At 70.7% G+C, this 21,198-nt stretch carries 24 protein-coding genes; 1 reads left to right on the plus strand and 23 read right to left on the minus strand.

The window, feature by feature from the left end:
* Nucleotides 1–4: 4 nt before the first annotated feature.
* From RCO38_RS16640 to RCO38_RS16745, 22 genes are all read right to left on the minus strand, one after another.
* Nucleotides 5–1,837, minus strand: a complete 1,833-nt coding sequence (locus tag RCO38_RS16640) for an NAD(P)H-dependent oxidoreductase subunit E (RefSeq protein ID WP_308329467.1) — start codon at nt 1,835–1,837, stop codon at nt 5–7.
* Entirely contained in the window at nt 1,834–3,267 is a 1,434-nt protein-coding gene (locus RCO38_RS16645) for a sigma-54-dependent transcriptional regulator (RefSeq protein ID WP_308329839.1), read from the minus strand. Before RCO38_RS16645 ends, RCO38_RS16640 begins: the two co-directional genes overlap by 4 nt.
* Nucleotides 3,268–3,302: 35 nt before the next feature.
* A complete protein-coding gene (locus RCO38_RS16650) occupies nt 3,303–5,141 on the minus strand; it encodes an enoyl-CoA hydratase-related protein (RefSeq protein ID WP_308329468.1) in 1,839 nt (612 codons plus the stop codon).
* An 18-nt stretch (nt 5,142–5,159) separates the two neighbouring features.
* Nucleotides 5,160–5,627 carry a hypothetical protein gene (locus RCO38_RS16655; protein ID WP_308329469.1) on the minus strand — a complete coding sequence of 156 codons (468 nt, stop codon included), beginning with the start codon at nt 5,625–5,627 and terminating at the stop codon, nt 5,160–5,162.
* A 169-nt stretch (nt 5,628–5,796) separates the two neighbouring features.
* The gene (gene hypE, locus RCO38_RS16660) at nt 5,797–6,909 is read right to left on the minus strand and encodes a hydrogenase expression/formation protein HypE (protein WP_308329470.1); all 1,113 of its coding nucleotides are present in this window, start codon (nt 6,907–6,909) and stop codon (nt 5,797–5,799) included.
* A complete protein-coding gene (gene hypD / locus RCO38_RS16665) occupies nt 6,906–8,066 on the minus strand; it encodes a hydrogenase formation protein HypD (protein WP_308329471.1) in 1,161 nt (386 codons plus the stop codon). The genes hypE and hypD overlap by 4 nt, the downstream gene beginning before the upstream one ends.
* Complete coding sequence (locus RCO38_RS16670; RefSeq protein WP_308329472.1) at nt 8,063–8,299, minus strand: HypC/HybG/HupF family hydrogenase formation chaperone; 237 nt, start codon at nt 8,297–8,299, stop codon at nt 8,063–8,065. Before RCO38_RS16670 ends, hypD begins: the two co-directional genes overlap by 4 nt.
* Nucleotides 8,290–9,426, minus strand: coding sequence for a Kae1-like domain-containing protein (locus RCO38_RS16675; RefSeq protein WP_308329473.1), 1,137 nt, complete (start codon nt 9,424–9,426; stop codon nt 8,290–8,292). The genes RCO38_RS16670 and RCO38_RS16675 overlap by 10 nt, the downstream gene beginning before the upstream one ends.
* Nucleotides 9,427–9,428: 2 nt before the next feature.
* A complete protein-coding gene (gene hypB, locus RCO38_RS16680) occupies nt 9,429–10,337 on the minus strand; it encodes a hydrogenase nickel incorporation protein HypB (protein ID WP_308329474.1) in 909 nt (302 codons plus the stop codon).
* 23 nt (nt 10,338–10,360) lie between these two features.
* Nucleotides 10,361–10,708: a hydrogenase maturation nickel metallochaperone HypA/HybF gene (locus tag RCO38_RS16685; protein ID WP_308329475.1), complete on the minus strand. Its 348-nt coding sequence runs from the start codon at nt 10,706–10,708 to the stop codon at nt 10,361–10,363.
* The gene (locus RCO38_RS16690; protein WP_308329476.1) at nt 10,701–11,846 is read right to left on the minus strand and encodes a hypothetical protein; all 1,146 of its coding nucleotides are present in this window, start codon (nt 11,844–11,846) and stop codon (nt 10,701–10,703) included. Before RCO38_RS16690 ends, RCO38_RS16685 begins: the two co-directional genes overlap by 8 nt.
* Nucleotides 11,843–12,316 (minus strand): [NiFe]-hydrogenase assembly chaperone HybE, encoded by a 474-nt coding sequence (gene hybE / locus RCO38_RS16695; RefSeq protein ID WP_308329477.1) that lies wholly within the window; start codon nt 12,314–12,316, stop codon nt 11,843–11,845. Before hybE ends, RCO38_RS16690 begins: the two co-directional genes overlap by 4 nt.
* Nucleotides 12,317–12,320: 4 nt before the next feature.
* Nucleotides 12,321–12,551, minus strand: a complete 231-nt coding sequence (locus tag RCO38_RS16700) for a rubredoxin (protein ID WP_308329478.1) — start codon at nt 12,549–12,551, stop codon at nt 12,321–12,323.
* Nucleotides 12,548–13,411: a hydrogenase expression/formation protein gene (locus RCO38_RS16705; protein ID WP_308329479.1), complete on the minus strand. Its 864-nt coding sequence runs from the start codon at nt 13,409–13,411 to the stop codon at nt 12,548–12,550. Before RCO38_RS16705 ends, RCO38_RS16700 begins: the two co-directional genes overlap by 4 nt.
* Nucleotides 13,412–13,442: 31 nt before the next feature.
* Nucleotides 13,443–13,898, minus strand: a complete 456-nt coding sequence (locus RCO38_RS16710) for a hydrogenase (protein WP_308329480.1) — start codon at nt 13,896–13,898, stop codon at nt 13,443–13,445.
* 15 nt (nt 13,899–13,913) lie between these two features.
* Nucleotides 13,914–14,216, minus strand: a complete 303-nt coding sequence (locus tag RCO38_RS16715) for a HypC/HybG/HupF family hydrogenase formation chaperone (protein WP_308329481.1) — start codon at nt 14,214–14,216, stop codon at nt 13,914–13,916.
* 3 nt (nt 14,217–14,219) lie between these two features.
* Nucleotides 14,220–14,888 carry a HyaD/HybD family hydrogenase maturation endopeptidase gene (locus RCO38_RS16720; RefSeq protein WP_308329482.1) on the minus strand — a complete coding sequence of 223 codons (669 nt, stop codon included), beginning with the start codon at nt 14,886–14,888 and terminating at the stop codon, nt 14,220–14,222.
* 22 nt (nt 14,889–14,910) lie between these two features.
* Nucleotides 14,911–15,246, minus strand: a complete 336-nt coding sequence (locus RCO38_RS16725; protein ID WP_308329483.1) for a HigA family addiction module antitoxin — start codon at nt 15,244–15,246, stop codon at nt 14,911–14,913.
* A 4-nt stretch (nt 15,247–15,250) separates the two neighbouring features.
* Nucleotides 15,251–15,997 carry a Ni/Fe-hydrogenase, b-type cytochrome subunit gene (gene cybH, locus RCO38_RS16730; protein WP_308329484.1) on the minus strand — a complete coding sequence of 249 codons (747 nt, stop codon included), beginning with the start codon at nt 15,995–15,997 and terminating at the stop codon, nt 15,251–15,253.
* A gap of 30 nt (nt 15,998–16,027) precedes the next feature.
* Entirely contained in the window at nt 16,028–16,630 is a 603-nt protein-coding gene (locus tag RCO38_RS16735; protein ID WP_308329485.1) for a HupE/UreJ family protein, read from the minus strand.
* Nucleotides 16,631–16,656: 26 nt separating this feature from the next.
* A complete protein-coding gene (locus tag RCO38_RS16740) occupies nt 16,657–18,516 on the minus strand; it encodes a nickel-dependent hydrogenase large subunit (protein ID WP_308329486.1) in 1,860 nt (619 codons plus the stop codon).
* A gap of 20 nt (nt 18,517–18,536) precedes the next feature.
* Complete coding sequence (locus RCO38_RS16745) at nt 18,537–19,619, minus strand: hydrogenase small subunit (RefSeq protein ID WP_308329487.1); 1,083 nt, start codon at nt 19,617–19,619, stop codon at nt 18,537–18,539.
* Nucleotides 19,620–20,150: 531 nt separating this feature from the next.
* On the opposite strand from RCO38_RS16745, the gene RCO38_RS16750 reads away from it, so the two are divergent.
* A complete protein-coding gene (locus tag RCO38_RS16750; RefSeq protein WP_308329488.1) occupies nt 20,151–20,447 on the plus strand; it encodes a hypothetical protein in 297 nt (98 codons plus the stop codon).
* Nucleotides 20,448–20,477: 30 nt separating this feature from the next.
* Here RCO38_RS16750 and RCO38_RS16755 read toward each other — a convergent pair whose 3' ends face one another.
* Nucleotides 20,478–21,158 carry a hypothetical protein gene (locus tag RCO38_RS16755; RefSeq protein WP_308329489.1) on the minus strand — a complete coding sequence of 227 codons (681 nt, stop codon included), beginning with the start codon at nt 21,156–21,158 and terminating at the stop codon, nt 20,478–20,480.
* Nucleotides 21,159–21,198 lie beyond the last annotated feature (40 nt).

The raw sequence follows: 21,198 nt of genomic DNA on the forward strand, positions 1-21,198 counted from the left end.
GTGTTCATCCTCCCCGGTGTTCGGTCGACAGGTGCGCGCCCGGATCGGTCCGCCCGGTCGCGCGGCGTGCCAACGAGAGCTCGGCGTCGAGGTCGATGTCGGGCTGGAACTGCGCCGCCGTGCTGCGCTGGGCATAGACCTCGCCGAAGTGCGCCAGGGTGTCGCGCAGCGGGTTGCAGGCCGAGACGCCCAGGCCGCAGTGGGTGCCGCTGTGCAGCAGTTCGTCCAGTTCGTGCAGACGCGCGATGTCGAAGGCCGAGCCGCGTCCGGCCCCGCGCTCATGGGCCAGTTTGTCCAGCCGGCGCACCACCAGCTCGGTGCCCACACGGCACGGCGTGCACAGGCCGCAGCTTTCGTGGGCGAAAAAGCGAGCGAAATGCCGCGCGACCTCGAACAGGTCGCGGGTGGCGTCGAACACCATCAGGGCGCCGGCGCTCGGCAGGTCTTCGAAGGCGATGGCGCGATGGAAACCGCTGGCCGGCACGCAACTGCCCGACGGCCCGCCCACCTGCACCGCCTGCGGGTGGCGCGCGCCACAGTCGGCCAGGATCTGCGCCAGCGGCGTGCCCAGCGGGTACTCGTAGAGGCCGGGGCGCTCGCAGTCGCCCGAGACCGAATGGATCTTGGTGCCGGTGGACCCGGGCGTGCCCAGGCCGGCCCACCAGGCGCCGCCGCGGCGCGCGATGTGGGCCACGGCGACCAGGGTCTCGACGTTGTTGACGACCGTCGGCCGGCCGATGTACCCGCGCTGCACCGGGAACGGCGGACGGATGCGCGGTGTGCCACGTTTCCCCTCCAGCGACTCGATCAGCGCCGACTCCTCGCCGCAGACGTAGGCGCCGGCGCCGAGGTGGATGGCGATGTCGAAGTGAAAACCGTCCACGCCACCGGCATTGCGCCCGAGCAGGCCGTTCGCGCGGCGGCGTTGCAGCACCGATTCGAGGTGGTTCAGCAGAAAGCGGTATTCGCCACGCAGGTAGACCAGTCCGGTCTGCGCGCCGATGGCGCGAGCGGCCAACGTCATGCCGTCGAACAGTTCGTCGGCGTGGCGGTGGAGCAGCACCCGGTCCTTGAAGGTGCCGGGCTCGCCCTCGTCGGCATTGCAGACCACGCAACGCTGGCCGCCAGGCGCATCGGCCTCGGCGCAGGCGCGCCATTTGCGCGCGGTCGGGAAGCCCGCGCCGCCGCGGCCGCGCAGGCCCGACCGTTCGACTTCATTCAGCAGATCAGCGGGTTCGCGGGCCAGCACAGTGGACAGCGACGGAGCATCACCGGGCAGACCCTGCAGCAGCACGTCGGCCCGGCGGACGTGGTCCTGCACCTCGAACCATTCGGCCGTCCAGTCCTCGGGCGGCACCCCGGCGAGCAACCGGTCGGCGAGCTGGTCCACGCGTGCGGCGTCCAGCCGCGTCACCACCTCGTGGTGGTTGACCAGCAGCGCCGGGCCCTGGTCGCACAGGCCGGTGCAGGAGCAGCGGTCGACGCTGAAGCGGCTCAGCGCATCGACCCCGCCCGGGGCAATGCCCAGGCGCTCGCACAGCTGCGCCATCAGCGCCTCGCTGCCGGCCATGCGGTCGGTGATGTTGTCGGAGAACAGCACGTGCACCCGGCCGACCGGACGCAGGTGAAAAAAGCGGTAGAAGCTGGCCACGCCTTCGACATGGGCGAGGGTCAGACCCAGCGCGCGACCGATGTGGGCCAGCAGATCGCGCGGCAACCAGTGGGTCTGCGCCTGCGTTTCGCGCAGCACCTGCACCAGCGCGTGCGGGTCGTGCTGCCAGCGCGCCAGCACCGCGTCGGCGGCGTGGAAAGCGCGGGGCTGGTCGAAAGCGGTCATGGCTTGTCGAGACCGAAGCGTTGCATCTTGGCGCGCAGCCCCACGCGGGACAAACCCAGTTCCGCGGCCGCCTTGGTCTTGTTCCAGCGGTGGCGCAGCAGGGTCTCGCGCAGCACCATGGCCTCGATCACGTCCAGCCGCTCGGTGAGCGAGCCGCTGGCGGGCAGTGCGGCCGTGAGGTCGCCGCCACCACCGGCCGCGCGGCCCTGCAGCACGCGCGGCGAAAACGCCGCGGGCGGCAGCGCGCTGCCGTCGTGCAGCGCCAGCGCGCGCCCGATCTCGTTGCGCAGCTCGCGGATGTTGCCGGGCCAGGGGTAGGCCAGCAGGCAGGCCAGGGTTTCGTCGGTGAGCTCGGCGCCGGGGTGGCCGAGCTCGCCCGCCACGTCCCGCACGATCTGGCGCGCGATCGGCGGGATGTCGGCCACGCGCTCGCGCAACGGCGGCACGGTGAGCGCGACGGCCGAGAGCCGGTAGTACAGGTCTTCGCGGAACAGGCCTTCGCGCACGCGCTGCTCCAGGTTGCGGTGGGTGGCGGCAATGATGCGCACGTCCACCGGCACCGGCCTTGGCGCGCCCACCGGCCGCACCTCACCCTCCTGCAGCACGCGCAGCAGCTTGACCTGGAAGGCCGGCGAGGTCTCGCCGATCTCGTCGAGGAACACGGTGCCACCGTCGGCGCGCTGGAACAGGCCGGCGTGGTCTTCAAAGGCGCCGGTGAAGGCGCCGCGTTTGTGACCGAACAGCTCGGATTCGAGCAGGGTGTCCGGAATGGCCGCGCAGTTCTCCACCACGAAGGGCCCGGTCAGGCGCGGGCTCGCGTAGTGGATGGCGCGCGCCAGCAGTTCCTTGCCGGTGCCCGATTCGCCCAGCACCAGCACCGGGATGTCGTAGCGCGCGGCGCGTTCGGCCATGCGGCAGATGTGGTCCAGCGGGCTGCCCGGCGCGCGCACGATGCGGTCGAAGCCGAAGTGGCTCTTGGCCTGCGCCATCTGCGTGGCGGTGCGCTGGCGCAGCACGCGGGTGCTGGTGCGCAGCTCCAGGTCGAGACGCGCGGTCTGCTGCTGCAGCACCTGGGCCTCCACCGCGTTGCGCACCGATTCGAGCAGGTGGTCGGGCGACCAGGGCTTGAGGATGTACTGGTAAATGCCGGCCTCGTTGATGCCGGCAATGATGTCCTCGCTGTCGGTGTATCCCGAGATGACGATGCGCACGATGTCGGGCCACTGCTCGCGCACTTCCTTGAGAAAGTTCACCCCGGTCATGCCGGGCATGCGCTGGTCGCACAGGATCACGCTGACGGGCTGGCGCTGCAGCAGGCCGCGCGCCTCCTCGGCGCTGCTGGCGGTGAACACGGTGAAGTCCTCGTCCAGCGTGCGGCGCAGCGCGTCCTGCGAACGCACCTCGTCGTCGACCACCAGCACGGTGGGCATCGGATCATGCAGCGGGGGCGGGGTCACGGCGGCGCTCAGCGGTGGGTGGCGAGGTGGCGCGGTGTCCAGGCATGCGGCAGCTTGTGCACGAAGTGGTGCCGGGCCACGTGGTAGCTCGGGTCGAAGCCGTAGAAGTTGCGGTGCATGCGCGCCAGTTCCTGTTCGCGGTAGCGGGCCAGCGGGCAGTGCGCCTCGTCGGCGGCACGCCGGGCCTGTTTGGCCGCCACCTGTTCGGGATGATTGTAGGAGCCGGCCAGGGCCAGCGCACGTTCGATGACGCGGGTTTCGTAGCCCTCGCGCGGCCCCTCGTCGCAGGCGTCGACCAGGCCCATGCGCTGCGCGTCGGTGGCGCGCAGCGGCAGGCGGCCGGCCATCAGGTCGCGCGCGCCGGCCTCGCCCAGGCGGCGTGGCAGCAGGTAGGTCCAGTACTCCGAGCCGTAGAGGTTGCCCATGTTCTTGTAGTGCGGGTTGAGCACCACGCCCTCGTGCGCCCAGACATGGTCGGCCGCGAGCGCCAGGAACACGCCGCCCGCGCCCGCGTTGCCGCGCATCACGCTCACGGTGAGGCGGTCGGTGGTCTCCAGCACCGCCAGCGCCACATCGTCCATGGCCTGTATGTTGCGCCAGGACTCGTCGGCTGCGCTGTCGCCGGGGCGGTGCGCCGCGGCCTCGATGCTGTTGAGGTCGATGCCGTTGCTGAAGAAGCCCTCCCCCCCCATGAGCAGCAGCACCTGCGTCGGCCGCTTGCGCACGGCCAGCAGTGCGGCGCGCAGGCGCTCGCAGCGGTCGGTGCTCATGGCGCCGTTGCAGAAGTCGAAGCTCAGGCAGCCCACGCGCGCGCCCGCGGGACCGTGTTCGGTGTAGCGCAGTTCGGCCCACTCGTCCTCGGCCCGCATCAGCGGCGCGGGCCGCTGCGGCAGCGCCGCCGCCTCGGCCGCGAACAGTTCGACCGCCGCCTGCTTGAAATGCCCCTGACCGGGCGCTGTGCCCGGCGGATCGGCCAGCCGTGCCTGGCCGATCCACACCCCGCCATCGACCGTGCGGCGCAGCAGCGCGCCGTCACGCACCGCCAGCGGTTCGCCCGGCGCACGCCCCGCGAATTCGGCGACGACCGCGGCGCTGGCCGGGTGGGCGTCGCCCAGGTAACAGGGCCGGCCCCAGAGCGCGTCCAGCACGCCGGGCTGGCCGTCGGCGCAGCGCAGCCGGGCCAGCACGGTGGCGGTGTCGTCGCGCGACCAGTGAATGGCGCGGTCGGCCTGCTTCATCGCCGGACGCCAGCCACGCCCCCACGCTCCGCCGCTGCGCGGGTCGCTGCCCCAGGACAGGGAAGGGTCCCGGTCCTTGCCGGGTCCGGAGGCTGATTCGCCTTGGGGCGGCCCGGCGGCGAATCGTCCTGCAGGCGCCTCGCGCTCGCCGGCTGCGAAGCGCTCCACCACCGCCAGCGTGGCCTGCAGTGCGGCGCGGGTCACCTCGCGCCGGTACAGGTGGCCCTTGGTGGTGGCGCGCATGTCGAACGACGCGTGGGCCCAGACCGGGCCGGCGTCGAACTCGCCGTCGGCCTGCAGCACGGTCACGCCCCAGCGCGGCTGGCGCGCGAGCACCGCCCAGTCCAGCGCGCTCGGTCCCTGGTCGCCCGGCGGGCCGGGGTGCACCACGAAACAGGGCACGCGCTGCCAGACCGAGGCCGGGATGCGGCGTTTGAGAAAAGGCGCCAGCACCAGGTCGGGCTGCGCGAGGGCCACCGCCCCTTCGGTCACGCTGTCGGCGATGTCCAGCTCGACACTCACTCGGTGCCCGCGCGCGCGCAGCTCGGCGTACAGGCGCTGGCTGAGGCTGTTGAAGCTGTGGCAGAGCAGCAGGATGCGCAGGGACATGGCTCAGATGGCGGGGTTTCAGCGGCGCAGGGCGTCGATCTCGCGCTCGGCCTGCTTGCGCCCCATGTAGATGGCGAGCTTGGACTGGATGCCGTCGAGCGCCGCCTGGTACTGCGCGACGGTGCGCGCGGCCAGCAGCTCCTGCGCCACCGTGGGCGTGTCGGGCCCGAAGTGCGGCTGCAGCGTCTGCCAGGCGCGGCGCTGCAGGGCCAGCAGGCGCTGCGGTTCGTCCGCTTCGGGTGCGGGCGCCACGGTGGGCGGCGGCGCGGTCTTGGGCGCGGCCGGCACCGGCTCGATCAGGTGCAGCGACAGCAAGGTCTCCAGATGCCCGCGCACATCGCCCAGGCCCTTGGCCAGCAGCGCCTGCACGCTGTCCACCCCGTTCACCAGGATCAGCAGCTGCCGCGCGGCCGGCACCAGGCCCGCGCTGCGCTGCGCAATCTCGGCCTTGCCACTCTCCGTCTTGCGAAACACCAGACCAGACATCCCACGTCTCCTCGTCTCTTGTCGTATCCAACACCGTCCTCGGCGCGAGGGGCCACCACCAGGGGCACCGTGGAACCGGCTCCGCCGGGCCACAGGTGCCGTCCCCCTGCCCAGCGCCGAAGGCGCGCCAGAGCGGGGGGAAGCCGCGCAGCGGCGCAGGGGGGTGTCGTCAACAAATCCTGGGCAGCTGTTCTCCGCTCAGCCAGTCCACCACGCGCCGCCCACCGAAGCGCGTGGCCATCTGCACGAAATGGTGCGGGTCGGTGGTGACCTCTCCGATGCGGGCCGCGTCCTGCCCCAGCGGGTGGGCGCGCATGGCGGCGAGCACGGCCTCGGCCGCCTCGGGCGCCACCACCGCAATCAGCTTGCCCTCGTTGGCCACGTAGAGCGGGTCCAGGCCCAGCAGCTCGCAGGCCGCGTCCACCTGCGGCTTGACGGGAATGGCCGCCTCCTGCAGCAGCATGCCCACGCCCGACTGGCGCGCGACCTCGTTGAGCGTGGTGGCCAGGCCGCCGCGCGTCGGGTCGCGCAGCACGCGCACGGCGCCCGGTGCGGCCGCCAGCATCGCGGCCACCAAGGTGTGCAGGGCGGCGGTGTCGCTCTCGATGGTGGTCTCGAAGGCCAGCGACTCGCGCTGTGAGAGCACGGCCACGCCGTGGTCGCCGATGCTGCCCGAGACCAGCACCACGTCGCCCGGCCGCGCGTGGCGCCCGCTGATGGACACGCCCGGCGGCAGCACGCCGACGCCGGTGGTGCTGATGAACACGCCGTCGCCCTTGCCCTGCTCCACCACCTTGGTGTCGCCGGTCACCACCGGCACGCCGGCCTCGCGCGACGCCGCGGCCATGCTCTGCACGATGCGCTGCAGGTCGGCCAGCGGGAAGCCTTCTTCGATGATGAAGCTCGCGCTCAGGTACAGCGGGCGTGCACCCGACATGGCCACATCGTTGACCGTGCCGTGCACCGACAGGCAGCCGATGTCGCCACCCGGGAAGAACAGCGGCGAGATCACGTGGCCGTCGGTCGCCATCACCAGGCGCCCCTCGGCCGGGTCGAAGGCCGGCAGCGCCAGCACCGCGCCGTCGTCGCCCTGGCGCAGGAACTGATTGTCGAAGGCCGCGAGGAACAGTTCCTCGATCAGCTGCGCCGCGGCCTTGCCGCCCGCGCCGTGGCCCATGTCGATGCGGCCGTGTTTGATGTCCAGCGGGCGGATGTAGTTCTTCTTCACGGGCTTGGGGGCGGGTGCCTCGCCGGCACCACCCTGGTCGTGTTCGGTTCTCATGGCGCGGTCTCCTCGACGGGTGCCGGCACGATGGGGATGTCGCGGAAGCGCCCGTAGGTGTAGTGCGCGGCGCAGGCGCCTTCGCTGGACACCATGCAGGAGCCGACCGGGTTCTCGGGCGTGCAGACGGTGCCGAAGATCTTGCAGTCGGTCGGGCGCTTGACGCCGCGCAGGATGGCGCCGCACTCGCAGGCCTTGTTGTCGGGCACCGACCGGTAGGCCAGGTCGAAGCGGCGCTCGGCGTCGAAGGCCGCGAAGGCTTCACGGATCTTGAGCGCGCTGTAGGGCACCTCGCCCAGGCCGCGCCACTCGAAACTGGGCCGCAGCTCGAACACCTCGGACACCAGGGCCTGCGCGCGCAGGTTGCCCTCGGGCGTGACGGCGCGGGTGAACTCGTTCTCCACGTGCGCGGCACCGCGGTTGACCTGGCGCACCAGCATCAGGATGGCCTGCATCACGTCCAGCGGCTCGAAGCCGGCGATCACCACCGGCTTGCGGTACTCCTCGGCGAAGTGCTCGTAGGGCTGGCTGCCGATGACGATGCTCACGTGGGCCGGGCCGACGAAGCCGTCGATGGGCACGGTGCCGAACTGGCGCACCTCGGGCGATTCGAGGATGTGGGTGATGGCCGAGGGCGTGAGCACGTGGCAGCACAGCACGCTGAAGTTGGCCAGGCTTTCGCGCTGCGCGTCGCGGATGGCCAGCGCCGTGGGCGGCGTGGTGGTCTCGAAGCCGATGGCGAAGAACACCACCTCGCGCTGCGGGTTCGCGCGCGCGATGGCCAGCGCGTCGGCGGCCGAATAGACCATGCGGATGTCGCCGCCGCGCGCCTTGGCCTTGATGAGCGACAGGCTGTCGCTGGCCGGCACGCGCATGGTGTCGCCGTAGGTGCAGACGATGGCGTCGCGCTCCAGCGCGAGGCGGATCGCCAGGTCGATGCGGCCGATGGGCAGCACGCAGACCGGGCAGCCGGGGCCGTGGACCATGCGCACGTTGGACGGCAGCAGTTCGAGCACGCCGTAGCGGCTGATGGCGTGGGTGTGGCCGCCGCAGAACTCCATGAAGCTGTAGGCGCGCTGCGGGTCGGCCTCGGCGCGGATGCGTTCACCAATCTGGCGCGCGAGGTCTCCGTCGCGGAATTCGTCGATGTATTTCATCGTGCGGCTCCTTCCTCTTCCGCCTGCATTTCGGCGAACAGCGCCAGCGTCTTTTCGGCCTCTTCCGGGTCGATCATGCCGATGGCGTGGCCCACGTGCACGATCACGTAGTCGCCGACCTCGGCCTCGGGCACCAGGGCGATGGACACGGGCTTGCGGATGCCGCCGAGGTCGACCACCGCCTGGTCGTGGTCACGCTTCTCGACGAGGCGCGCGGGAATGGCTAGGCACATGGAAGGCTCTCCTCAACGGGGGATTCGGGTCGTGGGGTCTGGAGCTGCTGCGCGGCCACCCAGGCCTGGCCGATGGCCAGCCCGGCGTCGCCGCAGCCATGGTCGCCGGTCTGGAACACCTGCAGACCCGCGGCCCGCAGCCGCTGCACCGTGCGCTTGCGCAGGATGCGGTTGAAAAAACAGCCGCCGCCCAGCGCCGCGGTGTGGATGTCGCGCTCACGCGCGGCGGCGGTCAGCGCCGCGGCCAGCACGTCGGCCAGCGCCAGGTGGAAGCCGGCCGCCGCGGTGTCGGCATCGGGCGCGTCGAACAGCCGGGCGAGCACGGGGCGCAGATCGACCACCCCGTCGGCGACCACCGCGCCGGCGAGCGGTGGCAGGTCGGGCTGCGCGGCCAGGGCGCGGGCAGCGGCCTGTTCCAGCGCGATGGCCGCCTGGGCCTCGTCCCGCTGGTGGTGGCACAGGCCGAGCGCGCCCGCGGCGGCGTCGAACCAGCGGCCGGCACTGCTGGTCAGCGGGCAGTTCAGGTTTTTGTCGAGCATCTGTCGCATGCCCGCGGCCACGGCCTCGCCCACCACCGGGGCGAAGCGCGGCACGATCTCGTCGGCGCGGCCCAGCGCATGCAGCGCGCTCGCGGCCATGCGCCAGGGTTCGCGCGCCGCCCGGTCGCCGCCCGGCAGGGCCAGCGGCTGCAGGTGGCCCAGTCGTGCCCAGCGCGCGCCGTCGAGCCAGAGCAGTTCGCCGCCCCAGGGTGTTCCGTCGACGCCCAGGCCCACGCCATCGAGCGCGAGACCCACCACCGGGCCTTCGAGGCCGTGTTCGGCCATCACCGCCGCCAGGTGCGCGTGGTGGTGCTGCACGCCGATGGCGGGCACGCCCAGCGCCGCGGCGGTGGCGATGGCCAGCTGGGTGCTGAAGAAGTCGGGGTGCAGGTCGTGTGCGATGGCCTGCACCGGTGCGCCGGCCTCGGCCGCCTGCCGCGCCAGCGCCTGCACCGAGCGCTCCAGCGCGTCGCAGGCCGCCGGGTCGCTCAGGTCGCCATGCACCGGCGACCAGTGCGCATGGCCCTGCAGAACGAGGCAGGCCACGTTCTTGAGCCAGGCGCCGACGGCGAGCACGGTGGTGGACATGGTCAGTGGGTGTGAACAGCGTGGTCCAACCAATTCAGCCAGGCGTCCATGCCTTCCCCGGTCGTGGCGGACAACTGGATGACTTCAATCGCCGGGTTCACGCGCCGTGCCAGGTCGATGCAGCGCGCCACGTCGAACTTCACATGCGGCAGCAGGTCGGTCTTGTTCAGGATCATCAGCTGCGAGGCCGCGAACATGTCGGGGTACTTCAGCGGCTTGTCCTCGCCCTCGGTCACCGAGAGGATGGCCACCTTCGCCGCCTCGCCCAGGTCCCACACCGCAGGGCAGACCAGGTTGCCGACGTTCTCGATGAACAGCAGGCTCTGGGCCTCACCGTGGTGGTGGTGATCGTGACCATGCGAGTGGCCGTGATCGTGTGCATGGCCATGGTCGTGCGAATGGTCGTGCGAGTGCTCATGCGTGTGCAGCTGCGCAAACGCCTCGGCCACCATGGGCGCGTCGAGGTGGCAGCCCTTGCCGGTGTTGACCTGGATCGCGGGCGCGCCGGTGGCGCGGATGCGGTCGGCGTCGAAGCTGGTCTGCTGGTCGCCCTCGATCACCGCGACGTGCAGGCCGGGCTGGCGCGCCTTGAGCGCCTCGATGGTGGCGCAGAGCAGCGTGGTCTTGCCCGAACCGGGGCTGGAGACGAAGTTGAGCGCCGTGACGCCGTGGGACTCGAAATGGGCGCGGTTCTGCCGGGCCACGCGGTTGTTCGCGCCCAGGATGTCGGTCTCCAGCTTGATCGCCCGTTCCTGGCTCATCCCGGGCACCGACACGCGGGCCGCACCGGCACCGAAGTGCAGGTCGCCATTGGCCGGGTTCACCGTGATCACGCCGGCTTCGCCGTCCCGGGTCCGCACATGCCGGGCATGGGCCGGGCTGTTGTCACTGCATCCACACACGACACACATGGTCGGTCTCCTTCAACGTTGTTTCAATCATCACTCACACGCATGTCCACCACGCGCAATCCCATGCCGCCCGTGGGCTGCAGCTGGTGGCCGCCGCAGGCGGGGCAGGCGTCGCCGCGCTGGGCGATGGCCACGGTCTGTGCGCACTTCATGCACCAGGCATGGCCGGGCGGCTCGTCGATCTGAATGCGCGCGCCGTCCAGCAGGGTGCCGGGCGCCAGGCTCTCCAGCGCGAAGCGCAGCGCACGGACATCCACGCCCGCCAGCTGTCCGGCTTCGAGCCGCAGTTCCAGCAGGCGCGCAAAGCCTTCGCGCCGCGCCGTGTCTTCCACCAGTTGCAGCACGCCACCGGCCAGGCTGGCTTCATGCATGGCTCACCTCCCCGTTCACCGCAGGCGCGGCCCCGACCTCGAACGGCACGCAGGGGTCGAACGCCGCCATCAGCAGGTTCAGCTGGCGCGTGCGCAGCGCGGCGGGCAGCGTGAGGTCCAGCGCCGAGATGCGGCGCGCCACCTCGCCGGCCGGGTGGAAGTTCCACTCGGTCGGTGCCAGCACGCGGCAGGCGCGCACCACCGGCGCAGCGGCCTCGAGCTCCACCTGGTGCACCAGCAGGCCGCGCGCCATCTCGACCCAGGCCAGGCCCTGGCCCTCGGCGGTGCACAGCGCGCCGTGGCGCAGCCAGCCACTGCCTTGCCCCGGGCCGTCCGGCAGGCACAGCCGCACCAGCTCGGCCAGGCGGCTGCCCATCAGAGACCAAGGCGAGAGCGGCAGGCCGTCGTCGGCGCTGTGCAGGCGCGCCCAGGGGCCGGTGTGGGCGCAGGCGCCGTGCCACAGCGGCTGCAGGGCAAAGCCCGGCTTGAGCGCCAGCGCGGCGGCCAGCGTGCGCAGCTGGTCGTCCTGACCATGCGCGCGCAGGGCCCGCGTCATGTCGAGCGCGCGCCCGCTGTCCGCCTCGCGCGCGCCGCGCACCAGGGCCGGCAGCCAACCGGGGTGGCGCTCGCTCCAGTCGAGCAGCCAGTCGGCGCCGCAGGCCTGCCAGGCGCGCAGCCAGGTGGCCGCGGGCATGTGCAGGCACTCGCGCTGCAGCCAGTCGAGCGCGGCGGGCCAGGGGTCGTCGCCCGGAGCCGCAGGGCGCAGCAGCGGGCAGGCCTGCAGAGACCGCAGCGCGGCGCCCGGGGCGTCGCCATCCGCCGGCCCGAGCATGCGCGGCCAGTCCAGTCCGATGCGGCGCACATGCTCCTGCGCGGTCTCGTGGCGCAGGCGCTGCGCCACGTCGGTGGGCGCGGGACCGGCGCCCGGCCGGGCCGCCGCGATGGCCAGCTGGGCGCAGAGCCGGTGCGCGTGGCTGCAGAGGTTGAACAGGCCCGCCAGCAGGCCGGGCAGCGCGGTGGCCGGCTGGCCCTGACCGAGCCGACCGGCCCAGTCGCGCCGGCTGCTGTGCAGCGCCTGGGCCAGCGGCGCCCCGGGGCGCACGCACAGGCGGCCGGCGAGATCGGGCGGGTCGGTCATACCGATGCGCCCGGCGCGCTGCGGCGGCCGGTGAAGAACGCGCGCCGGGCGGGCACCGGTTCCGCGACGGGCTCCGGCGCGGGCCGCAGCAGGGCCAGCGAGGCCAGCGCTGTTTCACGCGCCTGCTCCTGCGACCGGAAGCCGCCCATGGGCGAGAACAGCGCGCAGGTCTCGTGGTAGCCCACGGCCGGGTCGTGCGCGCCGATGAACTCGAAGCGCTCGCTGCCGAAGCCGTGCACCGCCTTGCGCGCGACGCGGCCGCCATGGCCTTCCACCGCCCGCGGCAGCCGCACCAGGCTCATGAACCAGGGCGTGATGAGCACGCCCTCGGCCACGGTCCGCTCTTCGTCGCACCACTGGAAGCCGACGGCCTCGACGGACAGCGCCGGGTTCAGGATGGGCACGCCCTGCATGCGCTCCGTCTGCACGAGGCGGTAGAACTGCACCAGGGCGGACACGCGGTGTTCCATGGTCTCAGTCCGGCAGCAACAAAAACTGCGCGGCGTCGCAGTCGCAGTTGGGGCAGCGCCAGTGCGGCGGCAGCTCGGCGAACGGCGTGCCGGGCGGGATCTGCCACTGCGGGTCGCCCGTGGCCGGGTCGTAGACCCACCAGCAGATCTTGCATTCCAGGCGCGAGCCGGGCCGCAGCACCTCGCGGTTGCCGAGGTACGAACCTTCAAAGCCCTGACCGTCAAAGCCGCTCATGATTGTTCGAGGTATCCGAGCACATCCTGCAGCCGCTCGTGCGAGTCGCGCAGGTCTTCGGGCGCCGCCATCGCCACCTCGGGCATGTCGACCACCTCGACCGTGTTGAGGATCACCTTGTCCATGGAGTTGTAGTACACCACGCGCCAGCAGTTCGGCAGGCGCGTGTTCGAGATGCGGCAGTTGCCGTAGCCGCGCGAGAGCAGCAGCACGCGGCCGGTGCCCAGCTGGTGGTCGAGAAAGCCGATGTCTTCCGGCGTGACCGGCAGCAGCGTCAGGTTGATGACGTGCGAGGTCCGGCCCGGCTGCCAGCGCGCCACCTGGTCGCGCACCTCCTCCACCAGCAGGGGCGCGTTCTGCACATTGGGCGGCAGCGGCCCGAGCCAGGGCCGGTATTCGCGCTCGGCGTCTTCCTCGGCCACCACCCGCAGCAGGGCGGGCACCGGGCCGACCTCGATCACGTCGTCAACCAGCACGCCGTCGCTGAAGGTCATGAGGCGCCAGACACCGGCGAACACCGACTCCTGGATGCGCACTTCGAGCGGCGAGTCCTCCTCGCGCACGATGGCGCTGGCCTCGCCCTCGCCCATCACCTGGTTGACCAGCTGCCGGTCTTCGGGCGACAGCGACAGCAGACCCACCTGCCCGCCGGGCGCCCCATCGGCGGCCTGGTCCAGCAGCGCCAGCACCTTGACCAGGGCCTCGCGTGCGGCCGCGCGGCCGGCGATTTCCTCCGGCTCGGGCAGCATGGGCGCGCGGTAGGTGTCCATGTCCTTGGGCATGGGCAGGTAGTCGAGGTTCTCGTCCTCGGTCTGGGTGCCGGGGCCAAGGGCGACGACGGGAATGGGGAAGGCTTTCATGCGGTCTCCTGTGGGGGTTCGGTCGGCGGGCTCAGTGGCAGCTGCTGCCGGCGCCACCGGTCTGGCTGACCACCGGGATGCCGATGGTGGGCGGGCGCGAGGGCGGCATGGCCAGGGCGGCGGCGACGCCGGACAGGTACACGTCCCAGTCCTGCATGCCGGCGATCGCGGTGACGTACTGGCCGTCGCGGAAGAACAGCAGCGAGGGCCAGCGCTGCGAGCCATAGCGCTTGGCCACCGCGTCCTCGTGGTCGCGCGGCACCACAGCCACGGCAAAGCGGTTCGGGAACGACTTCATCAGCTCGGGCAGCACGGCCGCCACGTCCACGCCTTCGGGAAAACGCACGGGGTCGCCGGCCAGCAGCACGACGCGCTCGCCGCCGCCGGCGGTCCATTCGGCGACGCTGGTCTCGTCGACCCAGGTCGCGCCGAAGTCGCGGGCCAGGCGCTGGACCAGCGGGGCGTGGGCTTCTGCAGTTTCAATCATGGTGTCTCCTTGTGTTCAGGCGCCGGTGAGGGCGCGCATCTGTTCGGGGCTCATCTGCGATGGCAGAGCGAAGTCGATGTCGCTCGAAAGGTCGGCGCCCTGCATGGCACCGAGCACGAGATTCAGCGCGGCGTTCACCTCGGCCGCACGGTCGGCGTCGATGGCTTCGCGCGCGTCGTCGAGAAAGACCAGCAGCCAGTCGCCGGGCACCACACCGCCGACCAGGGCGGTGTTGATGCGGCGGCGCTCGCCGCGGCCCTCGCACAGCGCGAAGCGGCCGTCGGCCTCGATCACCTGCATGGGGATGCCGATGCACATGGTTCAGGCCTCGGCTTTCGGCATGAAGCGTTCGTCGCCGATGCGGCAGGCTTCTTCCGCGGCGGGCCTTTGCGCCTCGTAGGCGGTCAAAGCCAGTTCGTCCAGCGTCACGGCCTCGCGCGGGGCCAGCGGGGTCTGGCGCTCCACCGGCTGCGCGCCCCAGCGTTCCAGCTCGGCCACGCCGAGGGCCAGCGCGTCTTCCATCGCGGCCTTGACGACCGGGCGCAGGCTGCCGCCGTAGTCCTCCAGCTCCTGCGGCTGGCAGCCGATCAGCAGCACGCGCTGCGGGTACTTGCCGGTCAGCGTGGCCAGTGACAGCACCTCCTGGAAGCCGGTCTGGTGCAGGCTCATCTTCTTCGCGCCCATGAAGCGCGGCACCTCGTCGTCGCGCACCTGCTTGAGCGTGCCGGGTTCGAGGCCGTAGTCGATGGCGTCGAAGATCAGCAGCGCGTCGGCTTCCTGCACGTGCTGGATCAGGTACAGGCCCTGCGTACCGCCGTCGATCAGCTGCACGTGGTCGGCAAACTCGTAGCGGCGCTGCAGCGCTTCGATGCAGCGCACGCCGAAGCCTTCGTCGGCCCAGAGCAGGTTGCCGATGCCCAGCACGACGATGCGGGCCGGCGGGGTGTCACCCCCGGGGTGACAGGTCGATTCGGTCGGAATGGCGCTCATGGCTGGAAGTCCCTTATGGGCGTCAGTGGGAGGGGGAAGGGGCGGCCGCGCTGTCCTGGGCACACAGCCGCTTCCAGGCGTGGAAGCTGTCCCAGGCGGCCTGCTGCGCGAGCCAGAAGCCGGCGTCGATGCCGAACTGGCGGGCGCAACGGATGGCGGTGTCGGGCGACATGGCGCGCTGGCCGTGCACGAGCTCGTGCAGGCGGCGGCGCGAGAGGCCCAGCAGCCGGGCCGCCTCGCTCTGGTTGAGCGAGAGCGGCGCCAGGCAGGTGCGCGCCAGCAGGCGCCCCGGGTGCAGCGGTGCACGCACCGGCACACCGCGCGGGGGAATCGACCAGCTGGCGGCGACCTTGTTCACGACGTCAGTCCTTGAAGGTCCGACGGCCGGAAATCATCGTGGACACGATGGACTGGCGACCCATGATGTCCTCGCGGATGGCCGCGTAGACGTGCAGGGTGATGAACATGATCATGGCCCACATGCCCAGGCGGTGCCAGGTGTGCACGTCCTGGCTCTGGCCGAACAGCGGGATCACCCAGCCGAACAGCGTGTCCTGCCACGAGCCGGCGCCCGCGCCTTCGCTGTAGAGCGCGAAGCCGGTGACGATCATGAAGATCATCAGCACCAGAAAGCCCGAGAACATCGCCAGCCGCGCCAGCGGGTTGTGGCCCACGTAGCGGCCCGGCCGCGGGATCAGGAAGGCGTACCACTTGAGCATGGTGAGGATCTCGCCCCAGTAGGCCTTCTGGAACAGCGGCACCCAGAACAGTTCGCGCGCGTGGTGGTTGCCCACCAGCGCCCAGTAGGCGCGGCCGAGCAGGCCGATGGCCAGGATGTAGCCGGCCGTGAAGTGCGCGAAGCGGATGTAGCCCATCAGGTAGTGCGCGCTGGCCTCGCCGGGCATGGTCGGCAGCGGTTTGCCGATGAAGTAGCCGGTGAGGCACAGCACGGTGATGGCGGCGACGTTGACCCAGTGCCAGACGCGCACCGGGGCTTCGTACACATAGACCGACTTGGTGCTCTGGCCATGCGAGACGGCGCTCTCGTCGATGCCGGTGACATCGGCCAGGCGCTGCTGCGCCAGTTCTTGTGCGGACAGGGAGGACATGGTGATCTCCTGTGCGAAGGGGTGGGGCCGTCAGGCGGCCAGCTGGCCGAAGAGGACCAGGCCGGCGCCGCCGAGCAGCGCGCCCAGCCCGCCCAGCGCCAGGCCGCTGCGCGCGGCCAGCCAGCGGCGGATGGACAGGCCCAGGCCCACGCCGCCCAGGTGCAGGGCGGCGGTGGTGGCGAGGAAGCCGATGGCGTAGCCGGCGAAGCCGGTGGCCGGCGTTTCGGCGCCGTGGGCCAGACCGTGCAGCGAAGCCGCGGCGGCCACCAGGCCCAGGCCGAGCGACGCGGGCATCGGGCGGCGGGCCAGCACCAGCAGGGCGCCGAACAGCGCCACCGACAGCGCCACGCCCTGCTCCAGGAACGGCAGCGTCACGCCGGCCGCGCCCAGGGCGGCGCTGACGACCAGCGCCGCCAGGAAGGCGGCCGGGCCCTGCCAGGCCTTGCCCTGCGGCAGGGCGCTGACCGACCAGACGCCCACGGCCACCATGGCCAGCAGGTGGTCCAGACCAAAGGGGTGGACCAGGCCTTGCATCAGGCTGGTGGCGCCGTGGCCGGGATGCGCCTGTGCGGCGCCGGCGAGCCCGGCCAGCAGCGCGGCGGCGGCCACGCGACGGATGTGTTTCGCTTGCATGTGTTTCTCCTCGTTGTCTGGTGTGTTCAACGGACGGTGACCTTGGCCATCTCCTGACCGTCCGGGCTCATCACGTGGGTGGAGCAGGCCAGGCAGGGGTCGAAGCTGTGCAGGGTGCGCAGGATCTCCAGCGGCTGCTCGGGGTTGACCATGGGCGTGTTCATGAGCGAAGCCTCGAAGGCGCCGATCTGGCCCTTGGCGTCGCGCGGCGAGCCGTTCCAGGTGGTGGGCACCACGCACTGGTAGTTCTCGATCTTGCCGTCCTTGATCTTGATCCAGTGGCCCAGCATGCCGCGCGGCGCGGCCACCGTGCCCACCCCCTTGGCCTCCTTGGGCCAGGTGGCGGGGTCCCACTTCTCGACGTTGGCGGTGGACGTGTCCCCGGCCTTGATGTTGGCCACCAGCTGGCGGAAGTCGTCCATCATCATCTCGCCGGCGTACTGGCTCTCCAGCGCGCGCGCCAGGGTGCGGCCGATGGTGGTGGGCAGCAGCTGCTTGGCGGTGTACTGCGTCTCCGGCAGGCCAAGGGCCTTGGGGATGGCGCTGTTGATGGCGACCGCCGAGGCGTCCACCTGCTCCTTCACGCGCTGGCACCACTTGTTGCCCTTCATCGCGTGGGCATAGCCCAGGATGTAGCGCGAGAGCGGGCCGACCTCGACCGCGTGGCCGCGCCAGCGCGGCGACTTGATCCAGGAGTACTTGGCCGATTCGTCGAGCTGCTCGATCTTGGTGCGCGAACCCTTGAAGTTCGGGCCCTCGGGCTTGTAGTTCGCCTCGGTCACGCCGTCCCAGGGATGCAGGCCCTTGGTTTCGTCCGCATACTGGTACCAGCTGTGGGTCACGAACTCCTGCACCTGCTCGGGGTCGCGCGGGTCGATGGGTTCGATCTTGTCCCAGTTGCCGTCCAGGATCACGCCCCCGGGCAGCTGGTGCGTGCTGTGGTCATACGGCACCTTCTCGTAGGTACCGTAGTCGGCCACGTTGGTGGCCGAGAGGCCGCCACCATAGAGCCAGCCGGCCTGCTTGTAGATGGTGCCGATGGCCAGCACGTCCGGGATGTAGACGTTGTTGTTGAACTCGATCATCTCCTTGATGCGGGCTTCGACGAAGTTCAGGCGCTCCATGTTGATGGGCGCGCCGGCCGCGCCGTCGCCGTCGAGGTTGATCGCACACGGCACGCCGCCCACCATGTAGTTCGGATGCGGGTTCTTGCCGCCGAAGATGGTGTGCACCTTGACCCATTCCTTCTGCAGGTCCAGGGCTTCCAGGTAGTGGGTCACGGCCATCAGGTTGGCCTCGGCCGGCAGCACGTAGGCCTTGGAGCCCCAGTAGCCGTTGCTGAACGGGCCCAGCTGGCCGCTCTCGACGAACTTCTTGAGACGGTTCTGCACGTCGCGGAAGTAGCCGGGCGAAGACAGCGGGTGCGCCGGCGAGACCAGGTGCTGCAGCTCGCTGGTCTTCTTGGGGTCGGCGTTGAGCGCCGAGACCACGTCCACCCAGTCCAGCGCGTGCAGGTGGTAGAAGTGCACCGCGTGGTCGTGCACCTGCAGGGTCTTGGCCATCATCTCGCGGATGAGGTGGGCGTTCAGCGGGATCCTGATGCCCAGCGCGTCTTCCACCGCGCGCACCGAGGTGAGCGCGTGGCAGCCGGTGCAGACACCGCAGATGCGTTCCACGAAGGCCCAGGCGTCGCGCGGATCGCGGCCCTTGAGGATCACCTCCAGACCGCGCCACATGGTGCCGGTGGAGACGGCGTTGCGGATGACGTTGTTGCTGTCGAGGTTGACCTCGCAGCGCATGTGGCCCTCGATGCGGGTCACGGGGTCGACCACCACGCGGCGGCCGGAGTTGTCGAGCTTGAAGCCCTGTGTTTCGTAAGCACCCATGGTCTTGTCCTTGTTCTGCGTCAGGCGTTGGTGTTGGACTTCTCTTTGGACGTGTCGCGCGCCCGCTTGGCCACCGAGATGGCGGCGTGCGCCGCGACCGCAGCGCCCACCACGCCGGCCGCCGTACCGCCGATCTCGTCGGCGTTGGCCTCGATGCCGAACTGGTGGATGTCGGTCAGGCGGTCGTAGAACGAACCCTTGTCCCAGAAGCCGTCTTCCGAGCAGCCGATGCAGCCGTGGCCGGCCTTGATCGGGAAGCTGGTGCCTTCGTTCCACATGACCGTGGAGCAGGCGTTGTAGGTGGTCGGGCCCTTGCAGCCGACCTTGTAGAGGCAGTAGCCCTTGCGCGCGGACTCGTCGTCCCAGGCTTCGACGAACTGGCCGGCGTCGAAGTGCGGGCGGCGGTAGCACTTGTCGTGGATGCGCTGGCTGTAGAACATCTTCGGGCGGCCCTGGCGGTCCAGCTCGGGGATGCGGTCAAACGTCAGCATGTAGGTGATCACGCCCGTCATCACCTCGGGGATGGGCGGGCAGCCCGGCACCTTGATGATGGGCTTGTCGGTGATGACCTTGTGGATCGGCGTGGCCTGGGTCGGGTTGGGCTTGGCGGCCTGCACGCAGCCCCAGCTGGCGCAGGAACCCCAGGCGATGATGGCCTTGGCGTCCTTGGCCACTTTCTGCAGCTTCTCGATGAAGGGCTTGCCCGACTGGATGCAGAACATGCCGTCTTCGTTCAGGGGCGGGTTGCCCTCGACCGCGAGGATGTAGTTGCCCTTGTACTTGGTCATGATCTCTTCGAGGATGGCCTCGGCCTGGTGGCCCGCGGCGGCCATCAGGGTGTCGTCGTAGTCGAGCGAAATCATCGAGAGCACCACGTCCTTGGCCAACGGGTGGGCCGAACGGATGAAGGATTCGGTGCAGCAGGTGCACTCCAGCCCGTGCAGCCAGAGCACCGGGGTGCGCGGCTTGTTCTCCATCGCGTGCGCGATCTGGGGCACAAAGGACGGCGCCAGCCCCAGCGAGGTGGCGGTGAGCGAGCAGTACTTCAGAAAGCTGCGGCGCGAAATGCCTTTGCGGCGCATGACCTCGTAAAAGGTTTCCATCTTGGGGTGTCTCCGTGGGCTGTGTGGGGCGGATCCGGGTCCCGCCCGCATCCCTGGGGAATGGGCAGGTGTGTGACCGTTCGCAATCCGCGGGCCACGATTCCATCACCAAGGGAAAACACCAACGGCAGCTCGCAAGTCCTTGTCAAGAAACAATTTTTTTCAAAGCCTGCCGGACTGTCCGCCTCATCCCCCGTCCGAGGTATCCACTGACCTTCCGATTTTTGAAACAAACTGGAAGATAAATTTCCACCCCGCATCCCGCAGGTGGTCGACTGTGCGGGCAAAAAAAAGCCGACCCTCAAGGGTCGGCTGATGGTTCGGTGCATCTCTTGGGACGCTGAAGGATTTGTTCTGATAGGACTGGGTTGTCTCCTCGGTCCCCCGCGGTCGCGGCGTCTGGCGCCGTTTGCGAGTGGCGGTACTGTAGCCGCCCGCACCAGACCCGTGCATACGGGCTTTCCCTTGGTGCCCAGGACAGATGGCACAGGAAATGCAGCACACCGGCCGTCGCTGGAAGAGGAAAACACCATGTCGCAAAACGATGCATTCGCCGCCGCCGCCCACCTGCACGTGTTGCTGCGCCGCAAGACCGGCCGCGTGACCGACACCGAGTGGATGGTGAGCAACGTGGAATATGCGCAGGCGGTCGTCAGCTTTGCCCGCGAGCGCGCCCGCGAAGACGGCCTGGACGAGCTGCTGCCCCTGGCCGAGCGGCTGGAGTCGCTGTTGATTCCGGTGCGCCGGCCCAGCGCGCCGGTGTCCGCACCGGCGCCGCTGGCTGCGCCCGGCGACCCCAGTGCCCGCTACGTCGGCCGGCTGAGGTGACCCCCTCCGCCGCGGCCGGATCGCGGTGGCTCAGTGGGGCCCCGCGCCGGGCGCGTCGTCCAGGGCCAGCCCCAGGGTCAGCTCGGCGCGCAGCCCCCCGCCGCCCAAGTCGGCGACCAGGCGGTCCGGCCACAGCGTGCGGGTGCGATGCACGTCCAGGCACGGTGGCTTGCGCAGCGTGGGCAGGGCCAGCGGCGCGATCTGCAGCGCCTCGTCGTCCTCCGGCGGCAGCGAGGGCAGCAGCAGGCAGCCGTCGGCGCGCGCGACCACGTGCCTCCCGTCGTTGAAATAGACCCGCAGGTACACCGGCACGCTGTTGTCGAGGTAGCGGCCCGGGTAGACGGTGTGGAAGCACAGCCCGCCCTCTTCGTCGCTCAGCTGCACGCCCCGCATCAGCGCGACCGTGCGCAGGTCGTCCTCCGCCGCGTCCAGGGTCCAGCAGCAAGGGTCGTAGTGCCAGATGTAGACCGCCGCGCGCTGGATCGCCTGGCCGCGGCCGTCCTGCAGGCGCAGCGCCAGCGTCAGGGGCACGCCGGGGCTCTGCCGGGCGAGGTCGCTGCCCCGCTCGGGCGAGGCGTCGACGAACTCGCGCACCGGGTAAGGCCGGTGGGTGGGCTGCACCGCCAGCAGCGTCCGGGGCGACCGCGGCGCGATGGCGGGCGGCTCATGCAGGGTGGTGGTCGGGAGGACCAGATGGGGCACGGTGTTCATGCCGCGGATGCTGGTGCGCCCCTGTGAAGGGGGTGTCGGC

Origin of the sequence: Hydrogenophaga pseudoflava (assembly GCF_031020795.1) — a bacterium.
Taxonomy (GTDB): domain Bacteria; phylum Pseudomonadota; class Gammaproteobacteria; order Burkholderiales; family Burkholderiaceae_C; genus Hydrogenophaga; species Hydrogenophaga pseudoflava_A.

What these genes read in the sequence shown, in the direction of transcription:
- RCO38_RS16645 (WP_308329839.1), bottom strand. Translation starts at nt 3,267, where the DNA reads ATGCCCACCGTGCTGGTGGTCGACGACGAGGTGCGTTCGCAGGACGCG.
- RCO38_RS16685 (WP_308329475.1), bottom strand. Translation starts at nt 10,708, where the DNA reads ATGCATGAAGCCAGCCTGGCCGGTGGCGTGCTGCAACTGGTGGAAGAC.
- RCO38_RS16710 (WP_308329480.1), bottom strand. Translation starts at nt 13,898, where the DNA reads ATGATTGAAACTGCAGAAGCCCACGCCCCGCTGGTCCAGCGCCTGGCC.
- RCO38_RS16675 (WP_308329473.1), bottom strand. Translation starts at nt 9,426, where the DNA reads ATGTCCACCACCGTGCTCGCCGTCGGCGCCTGGCTCAAGAACGTGGCC.
- RCO38_RS16750 (WP_308329488.1), top strand. Translation starts at nt 20,151, where the DNA reads ATGTCGCAAAACGATGCATTCGCCGCCGCCGCCCACCTGCACGTGTTG.
- RCO38_RS16650 (WP_308329468.1), bottom strand. Translation starts at nt 5,141, where the DNA reads ATGTCCCTGCGCATCCTGCTGCTCTGCCACAGCTTCAACAGCCTCAGC.
- RCO38_RS16705 (WP_308329479.1), bottom strand. Translation starts at nt 13,411, where the DNA reads ATGAAAGCCTTCCCCATTCCCGTCGTCGCCCTTGGCCCCGGCACCCAG.
- hypE (WP_308329470.1), bottom strand. Translation starts at nt 6,909, where the DNA reads ATGAGAACCGAACACGACCAGGGTGGTGCCGGCGAGGCACCCGCCCCC.
- hypB (WP_308329474.1), bottom strand. Translation starts at nt 10,337, where the DNA reads ATGTGTGTCGTGTGTGGATGCAGTGACAACAGCCCGGCCCATGCCCGG.
- RCO38_RS16740 (WP_308329486.1), bottom strand. Translation starts at nt 18,516, where the DNA reads ATGGGTGCTTACGAAACACAGGGCTTCAAGCTCGACAACTCCGGCCGC.
- hypD (WP_308329471.1), bottom strand. Translation starts at nt 8,066, where the DNA reads ATGAAATACATCGACGAATTCCGCGACGGAGACCTCGCGCGCCAGATT.
- RCO38_RS16745 (WP_308329487.1), bottom strand. Translation starts at nt 19,619, where the DNA reads ATGGAAACCTTTTACGAGGTCATGCGCCGCAAAGGCATTTCGCGCCGC.
- RCO38_RS16690 (WP_308329476.1), bottom strand. Translation starts at nt 11,846, where the DNA reads ATGACCGACCCGCCCGATCTCGCCGGCCGCCTGTGCGTGCGCCCCGGG.
- RCO38_RS16640 (WP_308329467.1), bottom strand. Translation starts at nt 1,837, where the DNA reads ATGACCGCTTTCGACCAGCCCCGCGCTTTCCACGCCGCCGACGCGGTG.
- RCO38_RS16655 (WP_308329469.1), bottom strand. Translation starts at nt 5,627, where the DNA reads ATGTCTGGTCTGGTGTTTCGCAAGACGGAGAGTGGCAAGGCCGAGATT.
- RCO38_RS16755 (WP_308329489.1), bottom strand. Translation starts at nt 21,158, where the DNA reads ATGAACACCGTGCCCCATCTGGTCCTCCCGACCACCACCCTGCATGAG.
- RCO38_RS16720 (WP_308329482.1), bottom strand. Translation starts at nt 14,888, where the DNA reads ATGAGCGCCATTCCGACCGAATCGACCTGTCACCCCGGGGGTGACACC.
- hybE (WP_308329477.1), bottom strand. Translation starts at nt 12,316, where the DNA reads ATGGAACACCGCGTGTCCGCCCTGGTGCAGTTCTACCGCCTCGTGCAG.
- cybH (WP_308329484.1), bottom strand. Translation starts at nt 15,997, where the DNA reads ATGTCCTCCCTGTCCGCACAAGAACTGGCGCAGCAGCGCCTGGCCGAT.
- RCO38_RS16670 (WP_308329472.1), bottom strand. Translation starts at nt 8,299, where the DNA reads ATGTGCCTAGCCATTCCCGCGCGCCTCGTCGAGAAGCGTGACCACGAC.
- RCO38_RS16735 (WP_308329485.1), bottom strand. Translation starts at nt 16,630, where the DNA reads ATGCAAGCGAAACACATCCGTCGCGTGGCCGCCGCCGCGCTGCTGGCC.
- RCO38_RS16700 (WP_308329478.1), bottom strand. Translation starts at nt 12,551, where the DNA reads ATGAGCGGCTTTGACGGTCAGGGCTTTGAAGGTTCGTACCTCGGCAAC.
- RCO38_RS16715 (WP_308329481.1), bottom strand. Translation starts at nt 14,216, where the DNA reads ATGTGCATCGGCATCCCCATGCAGGTGATCGAGGCCGACGGCCGCTTC.